This is a genomic window from Mycobacterium novum, assembly GCF_010726505.1.
Classification (GTDB): Bacteria; Actinomycetota; Actinomycetes; order Mycobacteriales; family Mycobacteriaceae; genus Mycobacterium; species Mycobacterium algericum.
In genome coordinates, this window is record NZ_AP022562.1 from 4,355,795 (window position 1) to 4,378,198 (window position 22,404).

At 67.7% G+C, this 22,404-nt stretch carries 20 protein-coding genes and 1 riboswitch; of the genes, 1 reads left to right on the plus strand and 19 read right to left on the minus strand.

From position 1 onward, the window contains the following. Positions 1-5: 5 nt before the first annotated feature. The 13 genes from G6N19_RS20515 to secA2 form a co-directional block, all read right to left on the minus strand. A complete protein-coding gene (locus G6N19_RS20515; protein ID WP_013828859.1) occupies positions 6-1,562 on the minus strand; it encodes a hypothetical protein in 1,557 nt (518 codons plus the stop codon). A 195-nt stretch (positions 1,563-1,757) separates the two neighbouring features. Then, on the minus strand, positions 1,758-4,589 hold the full coding sequence (gene gcvP, locus G6N19_RS20520) for an aminomethyl-transferring glycine dehydrogenase (RefSeq protein ID WP_193465523.1): 2,832 nt from the start codon (positions 4,587-4,589) through the stop codon (positions 1,758-1,760). A gap of 148 nt (positions 4,590-4,737) precedes the next feature. Then, a riboswitch (glycine riboswitch) is annotated at positions 4,738-4,835 on the minus strand. Between the two features lie 163 nt (positions 4,836-4,998). Beyond that, entirely contained in the window at positions 4,999-6,288 is a 1,290-nt protein-coding gene (locus G6N19_RS20525) for an IS110 family RNA-guided transposase (RefSeq protein ID WP_193465524.1), read from the minus strand. A 308-nt stretch (positions 6,289-6,596) separates the two neighbouring features. Then, on the minus strand, positions 6,597-7,235 hold the full coding sequence (locus G6N19_RS20530; RefSeq protein WP_013828857.1) for a MerR family transcriptional regulator: 639 nt from the start codon (positions 7,233-7,235) through the stop codon (positions 6,597-6,599). A gap of 229 nt (positions 7,236-7,464) precedes the next feature. Then, entirely contained in the window at positions 7,465-7,959 is a 495-nt protein-coding gene (locus G6N19_RS20535) for a bifunctional nuclease family protein (protein WP_013828856.1), read from the minus strand. 123 nt (positions 7,960-8,082) lie between these two features. Further along, the gene (ftsR, locus tag G6N19_RS20540; RefSeq protein ID WP_013828855.1) at positions 8,083-8,817 is read right to left on the minus strand and encodes a transcriptional regulator FtsR; all 735 of its coding nucleotides are present in this window, start codon (positions 8,815-8,817) and stop codon (positions 8,083-8,085) included. Next, the gene (gene garA / locus G6N19_RS20545) at positions 8,818-9,303 is read right to left on the minus strand and encodes a glycogen accumulation regulator GarA (protein ID WP_193374430.1); all 486 of its coding nucleotides are present in this window, start codon (positions 9,301-9,303) and stop codon (positions 8,818-8,820) included. A gap of 187 nt (positions 9,304-9,490) precedes the next feature. Continuing rightward, the gene (gene gcvH, locus G6N19_RS20550) at positions 9,491-9,892 is read right to left on the minus strand and encodes a glycine cleavage system protein GcvH (RefSeq protein WP_013828853.1); all 402 of its coding nucleotides are present in this window, start codon (positions 9,890-9,892) and stop codon (positions 9,491-9,493) included. 28 nt (positions 9,893-9,920) lie between these two features. Beyond that, positions 9,921-10,706 carry a DUF881 domain-containing protein gene (locus G6N19_RS20555; RefSeq protein WP_085975711.1) on the minus strand — a complete coding sequence of 262 codons (786 nt, stop codon included), beginning with the start codon at positions 10,704-10,706 and terminating at the stop codon, positions 9,921-9,923. A gap of 4 nt (positions 10,707-10,710) precedes the next feature. After that, a complete protein-coding gene (locus G6N19_RS20560) occupies positions 10,711-11,043 on the minus strand; it encodes a small basic family protein (RefSeq protein WP_013828851.1) in 333 nt (110 codons plus the stop codon). An 83-nt stretch (positions 11,044-11,126) separates the two neighbouring features. Next, complete coding sequence (locus G6N19_RS20565) at positions 11,127-12,056, minus strand: DUF881 domain-containing protein (protein WP_013828850.1); 930 nt, start codon at positions 12,054-12,056, stop codon at positions 11,127-11,129. Then, a complete protein-coding gene (locus G6N19_RS20570; RefSeq protein ID WP_013828849.1) occupies positions 12,049-12,663 on the minus strand; it encodes a CDP-alcohol phosphatidyltransferase family protein in 615 nt (204 codons plus the stop codon). Before G6N19_RS20570 ends, G6N19_RS20565 begins: the two co-directional genes overlap by 8 nt. Before the next feature lie 11 nt (positions 12,664-12,674). Then, on the minus strand, positions 12,675-15,029 hold the full coding sequence (gene secA2 / locus G6N19_RS20575; protein ID WP_013828848.1) for an accessory Sec system translocase SecA2: 2,355 nt from the start codon (positions 15,027-15,029) through the stop codon (positions 12,675-12,677). Positions 15,030-15,215: 186 nt separating this feature from the next. On the opposite strand from secA2, the gene G6N19_RS20580 reads away from it, so the two are divergent. Continuing rightward, a complete protein-coding gene (locus tag G6N19_RS20580) occupies positions 15,216-17,150 on the plus strand; it encodes an ABC transporter ATP-binding protein/permease (protein ID WP_083038474.1) in 1,935 nt (644 codons plus the stop codon). Positions 17,151-17,258: 108 nt separating this feature from the next. On the opposite strand, the gene G6N19_RS20585 is transcribed toward G6N19_RS20580, so the two are convergent. From G6N19_RS20585 to G6N19_RS20610, 6 genes are all read right to left on the minus strand, one after another. After that, positions 17,259-18,716 carry an FAD-binding protein gene (locus G6N19_RS20585; RefSeq protein WP_013828846.1) on the minus strand — a complete coding sequence of 486 codons (1,458 nt, stop codon included), beginning with the start codon at positions 18,714-18,716 and terminating at the stop codon, positions 17,259-17,261. A gap of 49 nt (positions 18,717-18,765) precedes the next feature. After that, positions 18,766-19,266 (minus strand): VOC family protein, encoded by a 501-nt coding sequence (locus tag G6N19_RS20590; RefSeq protein ID WP_013828845.1) that lies wholly within the window; start codon positions 19,264-19,266, stop codon positions 18,766-18,768. After that, complete coding sequence (locus tag G6N19_RS20595) at positions 19,263-19,925, minus strand: Rv1815 family serine proteinase (protein ID WP_041319805.1); 663 nt, start codon at positions 19,923-19,925, stop codon at positions 19,263-19,265. The genes G6N19_RS20590 and G6N19_RS20595 overlap by 4 nt, the downstream gene beginning before the upstream one ends. Positions 19,926-20,062: 137 nt before the next feature. After that, complete coding sequence (locus G6N19_RS20600) at positions 20,063-20,623, minus strand: LysM peptidoglycan-binding domain-containing protein (protein WP_085975767.1); 561 nt, start codon at positions 20,621-20,623, stop codon at positions 20,063-20,065. Between the two features lie 113 nt (positions 20,624-20,736). After that, a complete protein-coding gene (locus tag G6N19_RS20605; protein ID WP_013828842.1) occupies positions 20,737-21,636 on the minus strand; it encodes a sterol desaturase family protein in 900 nt (299 codons plus the stop codon). A 45-nt stretch (positions 21,637-21,681) separates the two neighbouring features. Then, entirely contained in the window at positions 21,682-22,395 is a 714-nt protein-coding gene (locus G6N19_RS20610; protein ID WP_013828841.1) for an MgtC/SapB family protein, read from the minus strand. Positions 22,396-22,404 lie beyond the last annotated feature (9 nt).

Here is a 22,404-nt window from a genome sequence, read left to right on the forward strand (position 1 = left end):
CGCCGCTAGGCACCCAGCATGTCGAGGATCTGCTGCGGGATGACGTCCACCAGCAGGGTGACCATCCCACCGAACGACCCGACGCTGATGTCCGCCAAGTCCAGGTTGCCCAGACCCAGGTCGTCGAGCAGCTCGCCCAGGTTCAAGCCGGTCAAGTCGCCGATCAGGTCGCCGAGGTTCAGCTCCAGATCCGACAGCCCCAGACCCCCGATCAGGTCGCCCAGATCCAGGCCGTTGAGCAGCCCGGTGATGTCGAGGCCGCCGAGGCCCAGGCCGCCGAGCAGGCCGCTGAGCGTCAGCTCGCCGGTCGAGGGGGCGAAACCGAGGCCTTCCAGGATTCCGCCGATGCTCAGGTCGTCGGGCGACAGCGAGACGCCGAATGCCCCGAGCAGGGAGCTGACGGACTCGGTGATGGTCTGACCGCCCAGCAGATCCCCGAGGGTGATGGTGTTCAGCGCTTCCTCGAGGCCGCCGCCGGTCAAGACGTCCAGCACCGGTTGCAGCAGCGGATTCAGCAGTCCGAGAACCGGCTTGAGAAGCTCCGCGAGCACATCGGCGACAGGCCCGAGTAGGCCAAGGTTCGATAGCATGTCGCCCAGGTGCGAGTCGAGCAGGCCGCCGAAGCCGAGATTGCCCAGCAGGTCGCCCAGACCCAGGCTGACCTCACCGTTGATACCGAATACGTTCAGCACGTCATCGAGGCTCAGGTCGTTGAGGCTGACGTTGGTGTCCAGGCCCAGGCCGCTCAGGATGCCGGTCAGGCTCAAGCTGCCCAGTCCGAGGTCGCCCAGGCCGAGGAAGCCCAGCATCCCGCCCAGGTTGGTGATGCCACTGCCCTGGAGCAGGTCGCCCAGGCCGTCGTCGCTGATCCCCAACTCACTGAGCAGGTTGCCCAAGGTGATGTCGCCCACCAGACCGCTCAGGTCCAGGTTGCCCAGGTCGAGATTGCCCAACCCGAGCAGGTCCAGCAGCTTGGTCAGGTTGAGGTCGGCTTCGAAGTTCTGCTCGGGGGCCAGAATGCCGTTGAGCACCGGGATGTTGATGATGCCCCCGAGCAGGCTGACGTTCTGTGCGCCGTTGAGGTAGGCATCGGCGATGCTGGCCGGCGCGGTGAGCAGGGTGGAGAAGTCGCCGTTGGCCATATCGGCCGCGGCGTTGCTGATCGCTTGGGAGGCCAGCGCCTGCGCGCCCATACTGGCGATCGCCAGTTCCAGCCCGGGCGGCAGCTGTACCGAGACCGACGCCGGCAGCTCCGAGATATCGGTGGTGACGGTCGGCGTGATGCTGGTGAACGCGGAGATCACGCCGAACGGGTCGGTGAACAGCTTGCCGAAGACGGCGGTGATGGCCGACCAGTCGGCGTTCTCGCTGATGTTGTTCAGGTTGGCCGTGGTGTGGGTGAAGAGGTCCGACCAGGCATCGGTCAGCTGTACCGCGTGGAACTGCGCGCCGGCTGCCGGCAAGGCCGGTGAAACGGGGCTGACCGGCGCAATCGCGATGATGCCGGCACCGGCCACGGCGATGCCGGCGGTGAGGTAGGGACGAAGCGCGAGCTGCTGCATGATCTCTCCTTCTGTGATTCACATCACCATCCAGGTGAGATCAGCGTAATCCTCATTTCGGGCTTAGATGAGAGTTTCCTGATTATTTATCATCCACGCATATAACACTTCGGCCGCTATCGATACACTTCGCGACCTTATTCCGGCGCTTCAGTTCACAAACACGGCGTAAGGTCCGTAACTGCGGCCGCGCGGTCAGGCGAAGGCTTCCACCGGAGGGCACGAGCAGACCAGGTTGCGGTCGCCGAAGGCGCCGTCGATCCGGCGCACCGGCGGCCACACCTTCGGTCGGAAGTCACGTCCCAGCGGATAGGCGGCCTGCTCCCGGGTGTAGGGGTGCTCCCATTTGTCGACCACCAGGCATTCGGCGGTGTGCGGGGCGCCGCGCAACGGATTGTCCTCAGCGGTCCACTCGCCGGCGCCGACCCGGTCGATCTCGCCGCGGATGGCGATCATCGCCTCGCAGAACGCGTCCACCTCGGCCAGGCTCTCACTCTCGGTGGGCTCCACCATCAGCGTGCCGGCCACCGGGAAACTCATGGTCGGAGCATGGAACCCGTAGTCGGCCAATCGTTTTGCGACATCGTCGACAGTCACGCCGGTCGCTTTGGTGATCGCGCGCAGATCCAGGATGCATTCGTGGGCGACCATGCCGTTCTCCCCGGTGTAGAGCACCGGGAAGTACTCATCGAGGCGGCGGGCGATGTAATTCGCCGACGCGATCGCGGTCAGCGACGCCGATCGCAGGCCCTGCGCACCCATCATCCGGATGTAGGCCCAGGTGATCGGCAGGATCGAAGCCGAACCGTAGGGAGCCGCCGAGACCGGCGCGCCGCCGGGCAGTTCATCGGCCAACGGGTGTCCGGGCAGGAAGGCGGCCAGGTGCGAACGCACCGCCACCGGCCCGACGCCGGGGCCACCGCCGCCGTGCGGAATGCAGAACGTCTTGTGCAGGTTCAGGTGGCTGACGTCGCCGCCGAAGCGCCCGGGGCGAGCCAGGCCGACCAGCGCGTTGAGATTGGCGCCGTCGACGTAGACCTGCCCGCCCGCGTCGTGCACCGCGGCGCAGATCTCGGCGATGTCGTGCTCGTAGACCCCGTGGGTGGAGGGGTAGGTGATCATCAGCGCCGACAGCGTCGTGGCGTGCTCGTCGACCTTGGCACGCAGATCGTCGAGGTCGACATCGCCGTTCTCCCGGCAGGCGACCACCACCACCCGCATCCCGGCCAGCGCTGCCGACGCGGCGTTGGTGCCGTGCGCGCTGGACGGGATCAGGCAGACGTCACGCTGTAAGTCGCCACGGCTGGCGTGGTAGGCGTGGATCGCCAGTAGACCCGCGTACTCGCCCTGCGAGCCGGCGTTGGGTTGCAGCGAAACCGCATCGTACCCGGTGATCCCGGCCAGCCAGGCCTCCAACTGGGCGATGAGCCGGCGCAGCCCGGCGGCATCGGCGGGCGGTGCGAAGGGGTGCTGGCGAGCGAATTCCGGCCAGCTGATCGACTCCATCTCCGCGGCGGCGTTGAGCTTCATGGTGCACGAACCCAGCGGAATCATGCTGCGGTCCAGTGCGATGTCCTTGTCCGACAGCGCGCGCAGATATCGCATCATGGCGGTTTCGGTCCGGTATTGCCGAAATGCCGGGTGCGTCAGGAATTCCGAGGTACGGGTGGCGATCGGGGCGGCGGCGGGTGCGGCCGCGGCGAGCCCGAATGCCGCCAGCACCGCGGTCACGTGGTCGTCGGTGGTGGTCTCATCGCAGGCCACCGCGACGTGGTCGGCGTCGACGCGCCACAGGTTGATGCCGGCCGCCTTAGCCGCCGCGATGACCTCGTCGGCGCGGCCGGGAACGCGGGCCAGCACGGTGTCGAAGTAGCGGTCGTGCACCAGCGCGTCACCGAGCGCGGCGGCGATCTTCTCGGCCTGGCCGTGCACCCGCCGTGCGATGGCGGTCAGGCCCTCGGCGCCGTGATAGCTGGCATACATCGCGGCCATTACCGCCAACAGCACCTGGGCGGTGCAGATGTTCGATGTCGCCTTGTCCCGGCGGATGTGCTGCTCGCGGGTTTGTAGCGCGAGTCGGTAGGCCGGCGAGCCGTCCGCGTCCACCGAGACCCCGACCAGCCGCCCCGGCAGTTGCCGGGCGTGCTTGCTGTGAACCGCCAGGTAACCGGCGTGGGGCCCGCCGAAGCCCATCGGCACCCCGAATCGCTGGGCGCTGCCGAACGCCACGTCGGCGCCGATATCGCCGGGCGGCGTGACCAGGGTCAGTGCCAGCAGGTCTGCCCCGACCGCCACCATCGCACCGCGTTCATGGGCAGCCTCGATCACCTCCGACCAGTCCGTGACCCGGCCAGATGCCCCCGGCAGCTGGGTGATCACGCCGAAGAAGTCGCCCTCGGGCAACCCATTCCGCAGGTCGGCGGTGACGACCTCGATGCCCAGCGGTTCGGCACGGGTTGCCAGCACCGCCGCGGTCTGGGTGAACAGGTCGGTGTCGACCACCAGCCGGTTGGCCTTTCCCCGCACCGCGCGCTGCATCAGCGTCATCGCCTCGGCTGCCGCGGTGCCCTCGTCGAGCATCGATGAATTGGCGATCTCGCAGCCGGTCAGGTCGGCGATCATGGTCTGGAAGTTCAGCAGCGCCTCCAGCCGGCCCTGGCTGATCTCGGGCTGATACGGCGTGTAGGCGGTGTACCAGGCGGGGTTCTGCATGATGTTGCGCAGCAGCACCGGCGGGGTGACCGTGTCGTAGTAGCCCTGCCCGATCATCGACACCGCGACCGTGCTGGCGTCGGCCAGTTCGCGCAGTTCGGCCAGCGCCTGCATCTCGCCGGCGGCCGGCAGCAAGGCTTCCAGCCCGGGCGCGACACCGTCGGGGCCGAGCGGGTCGAGGATGCCGGCGGGCACCGCCTTGGCGGCCAGTTCGTCCAGCGAGCCGACCCCGATGGTGTCCAGCATCGTGGCAATGGCGGCCTCGTCCGGGCCGATGTGCCGGTCGACAAAACGGAATTCGGTGTGCTCAGCCACGTAGACCCCCTCGGCGATAGACGACTGGTGTCCCTCCCCCTCTGTCGTCTGCCCGTCCCGGGCGCCTGAGAGATTCGGCGCCGGCACGGGCGCCTTTCCCCATGGGCGGGTGGACCCGAAACGGGCAGCACCGCTTTCCAGAGGCATCGATGCGTGCGCGGTCCTGGTGCCTGAGAGGTTGACGGGGAGGTATTGCTCCTTCGGCGCCCGAGACTGGCTGTCCCGAGACTCTCCCGCGCGGCGCTGATGCGCGGCCCAGTCTACTCGGCGCCCCGACCACCGGCGAACAGACGCGAAAGCCCCCATTTCACGCCCAAAATGGGGGCTTTCGCTGGGGGCACCTCCCGCTTGCGGGGGACTCACTCGAAAATGAGGTGACCCCCAGCAGGTGAGTTGCTGCCCCCGGATGTTAGGCGATGTCGGTGAGGGGTTCCAGGGTCACGCTGTAGCCGAGGGATTCGAGCTGTTTGATGGCTTTGGCTTTAGTCTTCGCGGGCTGGTGTCGGGTGTAGTAGTCGAGGCCGGGGTCGTGGTAGAAAGCACCGTTGAGCAGCATGTTGTAGGCGTCGGTGAGCATCTTGTGCTCGATGGCTACCAGGGCGATCATGCCGGATGGTGAACCGCTGGTGCGGTCAGCGTTCCTGCGTTTTTGTGGTGATCGTCGCCTGCCGGCGATGCGGCGGTAGCGGGCACTGTAATAGGTGTTTTTACTGCGGGCCGCCGACAGGGCTGCCACGCCCAGGGCGGCCTTGAGGTGACGGTTACCGGGCCGGGTGGTAGTCGATTTGACCCGACCCGCTGATTCGTTGCAGCCCGGAACCACACCGGCCCACGATGCCAGGTGTCCGGCGGTGGGGAACACGCTCATGTCCGCGCCGGTTTCGGCGATGAACACATCGGCGACGATCCGCGAAAAACCGGGGATGCTCATCAGCAACTCCCGGGCGTACTGAAAGGGCTTGACCACCTCCTCGATGCGTTCATCGAGGCGGTCAATGCCAGCGCTGTGGGCGTCGATGCGATCCAGGTACAGCCGGGCCATGAACGCGTGGTGATCGCTGAACCGGCCGTGCAGCGCCTCGGTGAGGGTGGGGATCTTGTCCCGCAGCCGTTGTCTGGCCAGATCGGCCAACACTGCCGGGTCGCGTTGACCGGCGATGAGCGCTTCGAGCATCGCCCGCCCGGAGACCCCGACAATGTTGGAGGCCACCGCCGACAGTTTGATCCCGGAGTCTTCGAGCAGCTTCTCCAGTCGCTGGATCTCCTTGGTACGAGCGCGGGTAATGACCGTGCGCGTGCGGGTCAGATCCCGCAGTACCCGAATCGGCTCCGGTGGCACGAACGACGCCCGCACCAGCCCGTGCGCGCCCAGATCGGCCAGCCACATCGCGTCGGAGACATCGGTCTTGCGGCCGGGCACGTTACGCACCGACTTGGCGTTGACCAAAATCACCTCCAGCCCGTCTTCGAGCAGGTAGTAGAACGGCTTCCAATAAACTGACGTGGATTCGATCACCACACAGCTGACCTGCTCGGCGATCAGACGCTCACGCAACGCCAAGATCTCACTGGTGGTCGAACCCCAGGTACTCACCGTCGTCGACGTGCCACGCCGGCCCCGGCCTTGGACACGGATGCAGGCCTTGGCGTCTTTCTTAGAGACATCAAGGCCGGCGCACCGCGAATGAATCACTTCCATGGCTGATCAACTCCTTCACCGGAGAATTGTTGGCAATCAACGTGTTCCGGGAAGAGCGAAAAAAAACAGGAGTCTCACTCGCGTGCTCACAGGCAACAATCCACGGCCCCCGCACAAGCACGGGGTGCCCTTCAGTCCCAAGCTGCTCGGCGTGCTCACCAGCAACACAGACGCAACGGGGTCAACCGAAACACCCCTTAAGCGTCACCCCCACCGACCTGCAGCGCAACCACCCCACCAGGCGAAACGGACCCACTAATTTTCATCCCCCACGGTGGGGCGCAGCCCCCCCGATAGCTGCTCGCGGGTTAACCGGTCTTGCGGTCGCGGAACTTGCGGCGGCTGGCCAGTTCATCCTCCGGCGCGGCGATCGACTCGCCACCGTCGGCGCGTTCGCCGGGGAAATCGGCGATGACGCCGGTCAGCTCCCGCATCGCGCCCGACACCGCGATCCCGAACACGCCCTGGCCGCCCTGCAGCAGGTCGACGACCTCCTCGGCCGACGTGCACTCATAGACGGTGGTGCCGTCGGAGAACAGCGTGATGTTGGCCAGGTCCCGTACCCCGCGCTCCCGCAGATGGTCGACGGCGACCCGGATGTTGTGCAGCGAGATGCCGGTGTCGAGCAACCGCTTGACGATCTTGAGCACCAGGATGTCTTTGAACGAGTACAGCCGCTGACTGCCGGAGCCGGCCGCGCCGCGAATAGACGGCACCACCAGCGAGGTGCGGGCCCAGTAGTCCAACTGGCGGTAGGTGATGCCGGCGATCTGGCAGGCGCTGGGCCCGCGGTAGCCGACCAGTTCGTCGGGGACGGAGTCATCGGGGAACAGCCCGGCCTGCACCGGTTCGCCGACGCCGGAAGCGGTCGCTGCGACTTCGCCATCCGAACCCGATTCGGAGGGACCCGCGAAGTCCAGCTGTTCCTGCCCCGGTTGCTCGCCCACGATGCTTCCTCTCGCCGATCGCGCTCGTTGCCACTGGCTGGCCGGTGGCCGCGTTTGCTCTTGCCCGAGTTGGTCGTGAGCATACGCTGTCCGACGAGCCACCGTGCAGTTCCCGCCGTGGCTCAAGTATGGGGCCGTGATTTCCGCATCCTGCTTTGCCGATGGGCGTGTCGTCGGACCGCTCGCAGATGAGACGGATCTGTGACGGGGCTGAGGCCGCCGCGCCGGGTCAGGTTGCTTTGAAATCGTCGGGCGACACGCTATCGAGGAACTCCTTGAACTTCTCCACCTCGTCTTCGCGCACCGCGCCGGAGGGCTCATCGTCGGTCTCGTCGGGGATCAGCAGGCCCGCTTCGGCCAGCACCGCCTCCTCGACGTAGATCGGCACCCCCACCCGCAGCGCGATAGCCACCGAGTCCGACGGACGCGCCGAGACCGTGATGTCACGGTCGAATATCAGGTCGGCGTAGAACGTACCCTCCTGCAGGTCGACGATCCGGACCTCCTTGAGCGAGTGCCCCAGCGCAGCGATCAGGTCGCGGATCAAGTCGTGAGTCAACGGCCGGGCCGGCTCCACACCCTGCTGCTCCAGGGCGATGGCGGCGGCTTCGGCCTGCCCGATCCAGATCGGGAGGTATCGGTCGCCGTCGGCCTCGCGCAGCAACAACACCGGCTGGTTCTGCGGTTGCTCGACGCGAATGCCGACCACGCGTACTTCACCCATCTCCAGTCAGCCCTCCGCAATTGCTTGTTACCCAAGTCGCTGTGTCCCAGTCCGACTCGCTGCGAAACCCCCGGTCCGGCAACCGCATGTCGCACAACAAGCCGCCGACGCGAAGTCTAGTCCTCAGCCGTGCAGAACGTCGTGTACCGCCGACTTGAGCAGCGCGGTGTGCAGCGCGATCGCCAGCGCGGCGACCTCGCGCGCCAAGTCGTCGGCGCGGTCGCGCGCGCCGGCCTTGCCGCCCTTGACCAGCGGCCCGGCGATCTGCGCGATCAGATCGGACTGCCGGTCGGCGGCTGAGCGGAACGCCCGCAGGTGCCGCGGCTCGACACCGTAGTCGGCCAGTCCGCGGGCGCACTGCGCGATGACGACCGCGTGCTCGTCGAAGAATCCGCCCGGCCCGGCCGTGATGACCCCCGTTCTGACCAGTGCCGTCAGCAGGATGTCATCGGCCCCCGAGCGCTCCAGCAGGTCCTCCCGGCTCAGCCTGACCCGCCGGGGCGGTACGGGCAGCGCCGTGTCGCTGTGGGCGACGTCGCCGGCCGACACCAGCCGCGGCACCGAATACGGCGACTCGGCCAGCGGCAGCGCCCCGTCCGGCTCGGCGTCCAGCCTGGCCTTGATCACTTTCAGCGGCAGGTACTGGTCGCGTTGCGCGGTCAGCACGAACCGCAGGCGCGCGCAGTCGTAGGCGCTGAACCGGCGGTAGCCCGACGCCGAGCGCTGCGGCGTCACCAGCCCCTCGGCCTCCAGAAACCGAATCTTGGAGATCGTGACATCCGGAAACTCCGGCCGAAGCAGATCCAGTACCGCTCCGATCGACATCCCGGCCGGTTCGGGGCTGTCAGGCGCGCTCACTTAGCTCCCCGGCCCGGCCTCGGTCTCAGCCGTCTTCGGGCCGGTCAGGAATACCAGCCGGAACTTGCCCACCTGTACCTCGTCGCCGTTGACCAGGACCGCCGAATCGACCGGCTCCCGGTTGACGTAGGTGCCGTTGAGGCTGCCGACGTCGACGACCTGAAACTCGTTGCCTTCCAGCCGGAACTCGGCGTGACGGCGGCTGACCGTGACGTCGTCGAGAAAGATGTCGCTGTCGGGGTGCCGGCCGGCGGCGGTGACCGGTTGGTCCAGCAGGAAACGCGACCCGGCGTTGGGGCCGCGCTTGACGACCAGCAGCGCCGAACCCGCGGGCAGCCCCTCGACACCCGAGGTCAGGCTCTCACCGCCCGCCTGTGCGGGAGCGTCGAGTTCGCTCAGGAAGTCGGCGCGGAAGACCGATGTGGTTTCCACCGTGACCTCGTCGCCTGCCTGGTCCTGCCCATTTCCTGGGTCCTTCTCCGTCACCCGCTGCTCCTCACTGGCCACTGTCGTGTTACCTGGTCGCACCCGCCGGATATCCATGGCACCGGACCCACGATTGTTGAGTCGACCGTACCGCGCAGCGGTCGATAATGTGCCCCGCACCGCGGGATCGTGTCACGGAATACCCGCCGCGATATCCGGCGCGTCCCGGCAGGGAGGCTAGCAATACTCATTCGGCCAGCGTCGCGCGGTACGCGTCGGGCGTCAGCAGCCCCGCGAGGGTCTCATCCAAGCCGTCCGCGGCCTGAAGATCGACCAACCAGCCGGCGCCGTACGGATCTGAATTCACCAGCTGCGGGCTGGCGTCCAGGTCCGCGTTGACGGCAACCACTTTCGCCGAGATCGGCCCGAACAGGTCCGAGACCGACTTGGTCGACTCCACCTCGCCGAAGCTCTCCCCCGCGGTCACGTCGGCGCCCACCTCGGGCAGTTGCACGAAGACCACGTCGCCCAGCGCCGCCTGCGCGAAGTCGGTGATGCCCACCCGGACGGTGTCGGTTCCGGTGCGCTGCACCCACTCGTGCTCGGCGGTGTAATACAGGTCGGACGGAACATTGCTTTCCGAGCTCACGGTGATCGTGCTCCTTGCGCTGTCGGGTTCACTTGACTGGCTGAGCGTATTGGCGTGGTTTCGGTTGCCGCAACACGGTCACCTCGACGTGGTCGGCCTGCTGCACCGCCATGGCGCCACCGAGCCGTTTGACGCTGTCGACGGCCCCACCGGGAATGTTCATCGCGGCCGCCAAGGTAGGCGGATCGCCGATCGCCAGTACGGAATACGGTGGCACCAAGGCGATCCCGTCGAAGTCCAGCGCTCCCGGCGTTCCGGCGACCCAGGAGTCCACCCCGATGCGCACCGCTTTGGTTCCGTCACGGACCTCCATCGCCTCGGCGCCGGCGGCCCGCAGTTCGTTGATCACATCCAGCATGGTCTCCGGCGCCACGCCGCGCGCCGGATCGTCGACGGTGACCACCACCCCGGGCCCGACGGCGCCGACCGTACCGATCATGATCGCCAGGGCGGAGAGCCGGGCCTGGGCGGTCTCGATGGCGGCCTGATCGCTGCTGCCGGACTCCTGCAGGGCGTTGAGCGTCTGCTGCAGCTCAGCGATCTCGGTGTTGAGCGCGGCTTCGCGCTGTCGCAGCGAGTCCAGCAGCACCAGCAGGTCGGCGGGCCGGGCCGTCTCCAGGGCGTCGGTGGAGTCGTTCTGGCGGACCTGGGTGACAATCGCAACCCCTAGCAGCAGGCACAGCAACATCGCCAGTACGCCGAACAGCGGGCTGGAACGGCGCCCGCGAATATCCCCGAAGCCGCGTCGCGACGGCGCGCCGTCAGCGGTGTCGGGTAGTTCGTGCCGACCGTGCGGCACCGGATCACCGGCCACCGCGTCAGGCCCCGAACAGCCGTCGTCGCAGTGCCGCGGCGTTGCCGAAGATGCGGATGCCCAGCACCACGATGATCGCGGTGGACAGCTGGGTGCCGACCCCCAACTGGTCGCCGAGGTAGACGATCAGCGCCGCGACCAGGACGTTGAACACGAACGACACGACGAACACCTTCGCGTCGAAGATCCGCTCCAGGTAGGCGCGCAGCCCACCGAACACGGCGTCCAATGCCGCCACCACGGCGATCGGCAGATAGGGCTGAACCACCTCTGGAACGCTGGGATGAAATACCAGGCCCAGCACGATGCCGGCGATCAGCGCGGCGATACCGATCATCTAGAACTCACTCCAGCCTCCCGAACCGGATTTCCGCCCGGGCACGACGCCGGCGGCGGCGTACCCAGCAAGGCAAGCTTGCGTCACGGCTGCCCGATCTGTTTGGCGAACCGGACATCTCGCACCGAACCGGCCGGCAGGGTCAGGTCGGCGCCGGTCCGGCTGTCGACGCGCACCACCACCCCGTAGGACACCTCCAGCAGGCGCAGCCGGTAGAGCCCGGGCGTCCGCTCGAAGGCGTCGCGCAACTCGCGCGGTGGCCCGATCGCGCGCACCGAGTACGGGCTGCTGATCGGCTTGTTGTCGACCAGGATCGCGCCGCCGGCCTGCCGGATCGTCACGTTGGGCCCGATCCGGACATCACCGATCGCGATCGCCTCGGCGCCGCTGGCCCACAACGAGTTGACGACGAGCTGCAGGTCGCGGTCCAAGATGATCTGTTGGCTGCCGGACACCCGCTGCTTGGAGGCATCGGAGAGGTTGCGCCCGGCAGCGCCCGGGTCGGTTACGGTGACGGTCAGCCCGGGGCCGGTCACCCGGGTGCTGGCGGCCGCCAGGCTCAGCGCGTCAAGGCCGGCCAGCACCCGCTGCCCTTCGGCGTCGTCGGCCAGCCGGTGGCGGCGCAACTCATCGACGCGATTCGTCCAGGTGTCGCGTTTGTCGGCAAGCCGCACGGTCACCGATTCGGCCGAACGAACGTTGCTGGCCAGCACCTGCTGGGCGTCGCGCACACCGGGCGCCAACGAGCGGGCCTGCGAGAACGCGACGGCGAACACCGTCGCCATCAGCAACGCCGCCACCGCCTCCCATGCCCAACGCGCAGTCCGGGCCGGCCGCCCGGTGCCGCGCCGGTCACGCTCGGCCGCCGCCGCGGCATAGCCGGGATCCAGGTGTTCGGACAGCAGCGACCGCAGCAGCGAGGGCACCGCGAATCGCTGCGGCCGGCCCGCCTCGTGGGCGCCCCGGTCGCTCTGGCCGTCATAGCCGCTGAGCGCGAAGAACGGTTCAGACATCTGCCCCTCGGGAGGTGATCTTCGGCAGCGTGCGGACCACCAACCTCACCTGGATCAGGTACAGCACGAACGCCCACAGGTACATGCCCAGGCCCCAGAGCAGGAAGGCCCATCCGACCGACAGCACCGCCCGGCTCCCTACCGCGTCCCACTGGCCCAGCAGGATCAGCGGGAAAGCCGACATCAGCGCGAAGGTGCCGGCTTTGCCGATGTAGGTCACCGGCAGCGCGGTCAGTCCCCGGCTGCGCAACACCGGCAGCACCGCGGCCAGCAGCAGGTCGCGGGCCAGCAGCGTGCCGATGATCCACCACGGCACCAGGCCGCGCAGGCCGAACGCGATCGGGACCGCCGCCATATAGAGCCGGTCGATCGCCGGGTCGAGCAGGGCGCCCAGCGCCGAGGACTGGTCCAGCACCCGGGCCAGCTTGCCGTCGGCCCAGTCGGAGATGCCGCTGATGATCAGCGTCGCCGCCGCCAGCCCGTCGGCCTGCGCGACCAGCAGCAGGTATCCGAAGACGACGATCAGGCCGAGCCGAGCCAGGCTGATGACGTTGGGCACCGTGAGCACCCGGTCTTGGACTCGATGCGAGCCCGCCCCGGCAGACATCCCGGCCGCTCCTAGCGGAAGATTCCGGGCAGGCTCAGCGCGTCCATGGTGTCGTCGCTGAGCGGGTTGTCGCGGACCATGTAGGTCCACGTCGATGTGGGCCGCGCCAGCTTGGACAGGTCGATGCCCGGCTCGGACTCGATGTGTTCGGATGTCTCGAGGGTCTGCTGGGCCGCCTCGATGGCGTCGGCCGCCAGCGAGGCGAACGCGTCCAGGGCCATCCGGTGGAACTCGTCGAGCGGGTTCTGCCTGCCCAGCGCGCGCAGGTGGATGCTCTCCCGGATGTCGGCCAGGAACGCCAGGTGATCGGCCCAGCCGCGGTCCAGGTGGTAGAGCATGATCAGCCGGCAGATCTTCTCGAGCTTCGCATCGGCGTCCTCGCCCAGCTGCTTTTTCAGCTCGGCATAGCGCTGCGGGGTCAGCTCGGCGAGCTCCTCGCGGGCCGCCGGGGTGGACAGCAAGGTGTTGCGCCGTTCGACGATGATGGCGCGCTGCTGGGCGATCAGCTGGTTGTAGCGCCAGGTGTTGGCATGGATGTCGAGCAGCTTGCCCTCGGCGATGCGCTGTGCGTGGTCGAGCATCCCGGCGGCCTTCGGACTCAGGATGCGCCCGTCGTCGTCGGTCTCGGTCGGCAGCTTGTTGGGTTCCAGGTTGGTCGCCGCGACGTCGTCCTCCCAGCTGGAGAAGAACACCGACGAGCCGGGGTCGCCCTGCCGGCCGGCCCGGCCCCGCAGCTGGTTGTCCAGGCGCTCGGTGTGCTGGCGCCCGGTGCCGATCACGTGCAGCCCGCCGAGTTCGACGATCTCGTCATGGTTCGTCTCGTCGGAGCCACCCAGGCGGATGTCGGTGCCGCGCCCGGCCATCTGGGTGGAGACGGTGACCGAGCCGAGCTTGCCGGCCTCGGCGATCACCGTGGCCTCCTCGGCGTCGTTCTTGGCGTTGAGCACCACCGCCGGCACGCCGCGTTTGCGCAGCCGCTCGTAGAGTTCCTCGGACTCGGCGACATCGTGGGTGCCGACCAGCACCGGCTGCCCGGTGGCGTGGATCTCGACGATGTGTTCGACGATGGCGTCGTTCTTGGCCGCGGCGGTGATGTAGACCCGGTCGGTCTCGTCCTCGCGGATGTTTGGCATGTTGGGCGGGATCGGCGAGACCCCCAGCTGGTAGAACTGCCGCAGTTGCTCGCCGGCGGCCAATGCCGTCCCGGTCATGCCACACACCGTGGGATAGCGGTTGACCAGGGCCTGCACCGTGATGGTGTCGAGCACCTCGCCGGTCTCGGTCGTCTCGATGCCCTCCTTGGCCTCGACCGCGGCCTGCAGGCCGTCCGGCCAGCGCTGCAGCGCGGCGATCCGGCCGCGGGACGCGTTGATCAACTGCACCTTGCCGTCGCGGACGATGTAGTGCACGTCGCGCTGCAGCAGTACGTGGGCGTGCAGGGCGACGTTGACCTCGGTCAGCGTGGACACCACATGTTCCTCGGAGTACAGGTCGATGCCGCCGAGTGCCGCTTCGACGCGCCGCGCGCCATCCTCGGTGAGATGGATGTTGCGCCGGTCCTCGTCGGAGTCGTAGTCCACCCCCGGGGTGAGCCGGCCGATGAGTTCGACGATCTCCATCCGGGGGGTCTCCCGGTGGGTGGTGCCGGCCAGCACCAGCGGCACCAGCGCCTCATCGACCAGCACCGAGTCGGCCTCGTCGATCAGCGCCACGTCGGGGTTGGGCGAGACCAGGTCGTCGACGTCGGTGACCAGCTGATCTCGCAGCACGTCGAAGCCGATCTCGTTGATCGACGCGTAGGTGACATCGCACTTGTAGGCCTCGCGGCGCTCGGCCGCGCTGGAGTCGGCGGTGATCCAGCCGACGGTCACCCCCATCGCGGTCAGCAGTGGCCCCATCCACTCGGCGTCGCGACGGGCCAGGTAGTCGTTGATGGTGACCACGTGCACGTGGCGCCCGCCGATGGCGTAACCGGCGGCGGCGATCGCACCGGAGAGCGTCTTGCCCTCGCCGGTGGCCATCTCGACCACATCGCCAGCCAGCATCCGCAGCGCCCCCTGCAGCTGCACATCGAACGGGCGCATCCCGATGCTGCGCTCGGCCGCTTCGCGGGCGATCGCCAGGAACTGCGGGATGTCGGAGGCATCCGCCAGGTCCTTGAGCTTGAGCAGTTGCGCGGCCTTGCGCAGCTGCTCGTCGTCGAGCCCGGCGGCCTTCTTGGCGAAGCCGGCCGCCGCGTTGACCTCGGCCATCGAGCGGCTCTGGTTCTTCTCGGTGCTGGCGCCCAGCAGTTTCCAGAATTTTCCGCTCAGCCGACCCGACTTGGCGCGCGTGGTCCCGGAGACCGTTTTCGAGGTGTTAGCCACAGCACAACCGTACGCGGTGGCCGGTGTCACCACCCCGGGGGCACCACCGGGCCCGTCGGCTTTTCCCGCGCTGCTCATCCGACGCGACGACGTGGCGCTGCGGTAGGTTTCGCACGGGATTTTTCTCGATTTCCGATACCGGCGGCGACGTGGTTCCGGCGGTAGCGACCGCAAGGAGACGTGGCAGTGGACTCGAAGCTGTTCAACCCGTCCATCGACTGGTCGCACGCGCTGCCCGATTCGCTGCTGTGGATCGCGATGGCCTGGAGCATCAGCGCCGTCTGTGTGGTGGCCGTGGTGGTCCTGCTGCGGATGAGCACCCGGTGGGGCCGGCAGTTCTGGGAGATCACCGGCGGCTACTTCACCGGGCGCGACAGCGCCCGGGTGTGGCTGATGCTGGGGGTGCTGCTGCTGTCGGTGATCACCGCGGTGCGCCTCAACGTGCTCTTCAGCTTCCAGGGCAACGACATGTACTCCTCGCTGCAGACCGCGTTTCAGGGCGCCGCCGGCGGCGACGAGGCGGTCAAACAGTCCGGCGTGCACGGGTTCTGGGTGTCGATCGGCATCTTCAGCCTGATGGCGGTGCTGCATGTGGCGCGGGTGATGCTCGACATCTATCTGACCCAGCACTTCATGGTGAACTGGCGAATCTGGCTCACCGATCGGCTCACCGGCGACTGGCTCGAGGGGCGGGCCTACTACCGCGCCCGCTTCGTCAAGACGCCACTCGACCCGGCCGTGGGTGAGGCCGTCGAAGGGGCGATCGACAACCCCGACCAGCGCATCCAGCAGGACATCGACATCTTCACCGCGGGCAACGGCGCCAATCCGAATGCGCCGGCCAACGGCACCGGTGGAACCCTGTTGTTCGGCGCCGTGCAGTCCATGGTGACGGTGGTGTCGTTCACGGCCATCCTGTGGAACCTGTCGGGCACGCTGACCGTGTTGGGGGTCGACATCCCCAGGGCGATGTTCCTGATCGTGCTGCTCTACGTGGCCATCGCCACCGTTGTCGCGTTCTGGATCGGCCGGCCGCTGATCCGGCTGAGCTTCCGCAATGAGCTGACCAACGCCGCCTTCCGGTATGCACTGGTCCGGGTACGCGACTCCGCCGAATCCATCGCGTTCTACCGCGGCGAGGTCGCCGAACGCCTCCAGTTGCGGGAGCGGTTCGGCGGGATCATCGACAACTACCTGAAGTTCGTGAACCGGACCATCGGGTTCGCGGGCTGGAACCTGTCGGTGAGCCAGGCGATCGTGCCGTTGCCCTGGGTGATCCAGGCGCCGCGGCTGTTCTCCGGGCAGATCATGTTCGGCGGAGTGGCGCAGACGGCGACGGCTTTCGGCAACATCTCCGATTCGCTGTCCTTCTTCCGCAACGCCTACGACAACTTCGCCGGCTACCGTGCCTCCATCATCCGCCTGCATGGGCTGGTGGAGGCCAACCGCGAGGCCCGCGAGCTGCCGGAGCTGCTGGTCAAGCCCAGCACCGACGGCACCGTGGTTCTCGAGGGCGTCGAGGTGCGCAGCCCGGCCGGTGACCCGCTGGTCGAGGCGCTCGATGTGCAGCTGGGCATCGGTGACGCGCTGATGATCGCCGGACCGTCCGGCAGCGGAAAGACGACCCTGCTGCGCAGCCTGGCCCAGCTGTGGCCGTACGCCTCAGGCACCCTGCAACGTCCCGACGCCGACAACGAGACGGTGTTCATCTCCCAGCTGCCCTACATCCCGCTGGGCGACCTGCGGACCGTGGTCGCCTATCCGCTGGCACCACAGGAGATCTCCGACATCGCGCTGGTCGATGCGCTGGGCAAGGTGCTGCTGCCGCATCTGATCAACCAGCTCGACAACGTCGAGGACTGGGCCAAGGTGCTCTCGCCGGGCGAGCAGCAGCGGGTGGCGTTCGCCCGGCTGCTGCTGACCCGGCCCAAGGCGGTGTTCCTCGACGAGTCGACGTCGGCGCTCGACGAAGGCCTGGAGCTGACGCTGTATCAGCTGCTGCGCACCGAACTTCCTGACACCGTCGTGGTCAGCGTGAGCCACCGGCACACCGTCCGCCAGCATCACAAGCAGGTGCTCGAACTGCTCGGCCGGGGCCGCTGGGAGCTCACCCCGGTCTAGCCTCACCACCAGCGCGAGCTCGCCCCTACCAGCGCGAGTGTGCGTGCCTCCGGTCGACACGCCGTGGCACACACCGGATTTGCGCACGTTCGCGCCCGGGGTGGCCGGTCAGCGGGAGCGGGCCGCCGCGTGCGCACCGGCACGGCGACCGAAGAACGAGCCCTCGCCCAACTGGGTGCCGCTGGCATAGCCTTTGCCGTCCTGGGCGATGTTGGCCGCACAGGCCCCGGCGGCGTAGAGGCCGGGCACCGCGCTGCCGTCGTCGCGCAGCACCTCGCCGTCCACCGAGGTCGCCAGCCCCCCGATGGTGAAGCCGGCATACATCGCCTTGCCCAGCGACAGGTCGAAGGCACCCCACGGCCCGGTGTCCTGCGGGGCGAGGAACGGCGGCTGCTTGTGGAAGTCCGGGTCCTCCCCGCGCGCCGCGTAGCTGTTGTAGCGATCCAGCGTCGCCACCAGGTTCCCCTCCGGAATCCCCAGTGCCGCTTCCATTTCCGGAACCGTCTCCCAGCCATCGATCAGCGTGACCAGCGGCACCTGCGGCGTTCGCAGGTGGTTCTCGTCGACGATCAGGAACGCCGCACTGTTCGGCTGATCCATCACGTAGCCCGACGTGCGCGAGTGATAGGAGTCCTCGGCGACGAAGCGCTTACCGTCGGAGTTGACGATGATCCCGGTGAGCAGGATCGACGGCGGATAGACCGGCGCGGTGATGAATATCTGATCCATATGCTTGGTGGCACCGCCCACCGACATCCCCATCCGGATGCCCAGCCCGTCGTCGTAGGTATTACCCAGCACGAACGGCTTCTCCGCCAGTTTCGGGGTGTACTGGGCGACCATCTCCGGGTTCATCACGAAGCCGCCGGCGGCGATCACCACCGACTTCGCTTTGATCGCACCGCTTTCGGTGAAGTGCTTCCAGGTGACACCGGCGACGGCGCCGGCGGCGTCGGTGACCAGGCCGGTGGCGCCTGTTTCGTAACGGATCTCCACGCCGAGGCCATCGGCCCGCTTGAGCAGCAGGTCGATTACCATCTTGGCGCCCTGGGTGTCACCGGGAACCGGAACCTTGTGTCCGCGCGGCGCCGGAACGGCCTGGTTCAGGTACGGCCATACCTTCTCGTTGCCGGTGTACATCAGCCCCTCGGTGTTGGGCTGGATCACCGCCTTCTCCGGGTAGTAGCTGCGCTCGAAGGCGACCCCCAGCTCTTCCAGCCAATTGAAGTGCTCGACGCTGCCGTCGCAGTAGGCCCGGATCTTGTCGTGCTCGGGCTCCCGGGAGACCGCTACAAGGTACTTGTACATCTCGTCGGGTGAATCCGGATGCCCGGTTGCCTGTTGGACGGCGGTCCCGCCGCCCAGGTAGAAGTGCCCGCCCGCCATGGCGGTGGTGCCGCCCGCCTCGGCGGCCCGCTCCAGCACCAACACCCGCGCACCGGCGGCCGCCGCGCTGACCGCCGCGCAACCACCGCCTATCCCGAATCCGATCACCACCACGTCGACCTCGTCAGACCATGACGAGATATCCTCTACGGCAATGGTTTCCGGAATTTCGGTGGTCATCGAAATCGTTCCTTCCCGTGCTGGCGCTGCGCGTCGTAGCCGACGCGACTCACCTCTGCTGCTCTTTGATGTAGTCGAAGACCGCTCGGATCTCCGCCGGAATGTACGCGATCTCCACGAACGGGACGCCCGCCTGGACCGCCGAGACGTAGCCGAACCGGATACCGCCGGGCATCACGCCTTGGGCGACCACGCCGGCTCCTTGCGCAGCGGCGTCCTCGATCATCGCGGCGAAATCGGCGGGGTCGGCAGCCTCGACGCAGATGTGATGCAGGCCGGGTCCGCTGTCGCGGAGGAACTCGGAGTAGATACTGCGCCCGCTGACCGGTGCGATCAGCTCCAGTTGCATGTCGCCGGCATAGCTCAGCGCGATGTCGGCGACGAAGTCGGCCGGTTCGCCCCGATAGCTGCAGGTATCCGGGGTGAAATGCACCCCCGGCATGCGGACCCACTTGCGGGCGCCCAACAATGCGCTCAGCGTCGATTCGGTGGCATCGAGATCACTGGTGACCCAGGCGATCTGGACGGGTGGTCGAGGCAGCGGAGTCACGGCAGCGGGGTTGGCACGCCGACGTCTTCGCGGACCTGCTGCGAGATCGCCGGCCACGACACCGCGGCCGGGTACTGCCCCCACACGCTGTTGAACAACCCGACGATCCGGGCGGAGCCGGGGCCGCGGATCACATACACCGGGCCACCGGAGTCGCCCTGTTGGCTTTGAACGCCGTGGGTCATCGTGAACCATCCGTTGTTGACCCGCTCGACGGTTCCGCAGGTCTCTCCGGTGACGATACCGAAGTGGCAGACCGGGTCTCCCGGCGCCACGATGTCGTCCGGACCGGCCTCGAGTCGCAGGCCGCCGGGCAGGATGTCGTTGCTGTCGACATCGTCGGCAAGCACGATCGCCTCGTAGTCGGCGATCACCTGATCGGTGTTGACGGTCGCACCGTTGGGGGTGTTGTCGCGGAAGGTCGCCAGGGTGCCGATCACGTTTCCGGCCCGGTCGGTGACGGGGCCGCTCCCCCGGCAGTGGCCGGCGGTGAAGGCGACACGCATGACGGGGTCGACGTAGCCGAGTGTGCACACGTGGGTGTCCTGGTGAATCTCCATCCCGGGAAACACCAACACCCGATCGGCGCGCGCGGTACCGACCGCCGGGGACGCGACCGTCGCCCCGACCGCAACACCCACCGCCAGCAACCGCACAATGCGCCCGCGCACCGTCTCGACTCCGATCGTTGAGGCCGGTCAGTCCGGCCGGGATTCGACCACCGTGATCACCGGCGCAACGCGACGGCCCGGCCCCGTTGTGGGCTCCGGGCCGCCGCGTCGGCCGTCAGCGGCGATCAGGGGATGGTCAACTCCTGACCGGGGTGGATCAAGTCCGGGTTGGCGATACCGCTGGCCTCCGCGATCTGCGGGTACTTGTTGCCGTCACCGTAGAACCGCTCGGCGATGGCGAACAGCGTGTCACCGGAGACCACGGTGTACTTGCGTGCCGCGGGTGCGGCCGGCTCTGCGGGGGCCGCTTCAGCGGGGGCCTCTTCAGCCTTGGGCTCCTCGGGCGGCGGGGCGTCGGTCTCGGTCTTGGTCGACCAGGCCGCGCCGTCGGCGGCGTAGAGCACCAGGTTGCGGTCGTCCTGCAGGACCAGCTTGACGTCCTTCTTGCCCTTGGTGTCGGTGTGCCAGATGGGCTTGTCCGCGGTGTACAGCACGAAGTTGCCGTCGGTCTGCACCTCGGCGCGCACCACGTCCTTGCCGTTGGTACCGGATGCCCAGATCGCCTTGCCCCGCGCCGCCAGCACCAGGTTGCCGTCGTCCTGCAGTGTCAGGGTGTACGCCCCGTTCTTAGAGGTCAGCGACTCGCCCTTGACGAGCTTCTTCCCTGCGGTGAGCGTGTCTCCCAAGCTCTGTGCCACGTTGTTCCCTTCTCATCGGCACGCCGCGGCCGAAGGCGCCGGGGCGTTGTCGCTCGGATGCGACGTCGCAAGCCTATGCGAACACCGGTCGGTGCGTCCCATCATTGCCGCAGTGCCGCCGAAGCCCGCGACGATGCGGGTTGCCATCCGGGCGGCCCGAAAACGTAGCCGAGCCGATCGCGCCAGCTCCTCGCGGCGCGCACATCGGCGATGATCGAGGCGTATTCGTGGATCTGCAGTTTGACGATGTTGAAGGTGTCGACCTGCTTGGTCAGCCCGTAGTGCGGCCGAAACCGCTCGGGCGCGAAGCTGCCGAACAGCCGGTCCCAGACGATCAGGATCCCGCCGTAGTTCTTGTCCAGATACTCCTGATCCATCCCGTGGTGCACCCGGTGGTGCGAGGGGGTGTTGAAGATGAACTCGATTACACGCGGCAGCTTGTCGATCCGCTCGGTGTGCACCCAGAACTGGTAGATCAGATTCACCGAGAATGCGGCGAACACCATCCAGGGCGGAATACCAAACAGCGGCAACGGGATCCACAGCAGGACCTCGCCGCTGTTGTTCCACTTCTGTCGCAGTGCGGTGGCCAGGTTGTAGTACTGGCTGGAATGGTGCGCCTGGTGGGTCGCCCAGATCAGCCGCACCCGGTGCGCGATGCGATGGTAGGTGTAATACAGCAGGTCCACGCCCAGGATGGCGATCACCCAGGTGTACCACTGCCGCGGCGACAGGTGCCACGGCGCCAGATAGGTGTAGATCGCCGCGTAGCCGAGCAGCGCGAGGAACTTCCAGCCGGCGGTGGTGGCCACCGACACCAATCCCATGGAGATGCTGGTCCAGGCGTCCCTGGCGCGGTAGGAGCCGCGTTCAAGGTCTGCGAGCTTGCGGGCCGCCGTCCATTCCAGCGTCAGCAGCAGCAGGAAGAACGGGATGGCGAACAGCACCGGGTCACGCATCGGGCCCGGCAACACCGACCACATGCCAGCGATCCCATCCACCGCGCTCACCTCCAGTGCCAACAGCCTAGATCGGCCCGGCGACGGTCACTCCGGCGACAGGGCCGCCTGCCCCTCGGCGTGCCACTGCACCGCATAGACGCCCGGCTGCAGCGAGAGCTCGCCGACCAGGCGCTCGAGCCGTTCCGGCGCCCGGTTATCCGACAACATCGTGGCGGTCAGGGTCATGTTGTCGTCGCCGGCCGGGCCGGTGTGGATCCCCCGCAGCACCAGGTCGTTGCCGGCGGTGTGCTGCACGATCTGGGCCCGCAGGTACTTCTCGGACTTGGGCCGGCAGACCACCTGCACCTGGTACGGCGACTGCGGCTCGTCCTCCTCGATGTGCTGATCACGGTCGATGAGCCGGCCCAGCGGTCGCAGCAACAGGTGGGTGCCGACGATCGCGCCGGTGCCGATCACCGCGAACAGCACGTCGCCGGCGGCCGCCAGCACCCCGACGGCCGCCGAGCACCACAGGGTCGCCGCGGTGTTCAGGCCGCGAACGTTGAACCCCTCCCGCAGGATCACCCCGCCGCCGAGGAATCCCACCCCGGACACCACATAGGAGGCGACCCGGGTGGAACTGGTGTCACCGGCGGAAACCGAGTAGAGCACGAACAGTGTCGCCCCGGCCGCCACCAGCGCATTGGTGCGCAACCCGGCCATCCGTGCCCGCCACTGCCGTTCCAGCCCGATCAGCGCGCCGCAGCCCAGCCCGACGGCCAGCCGCAGCGTGAACTCGGCGACGCTCAGCGTCTGCATGGTCCCAAC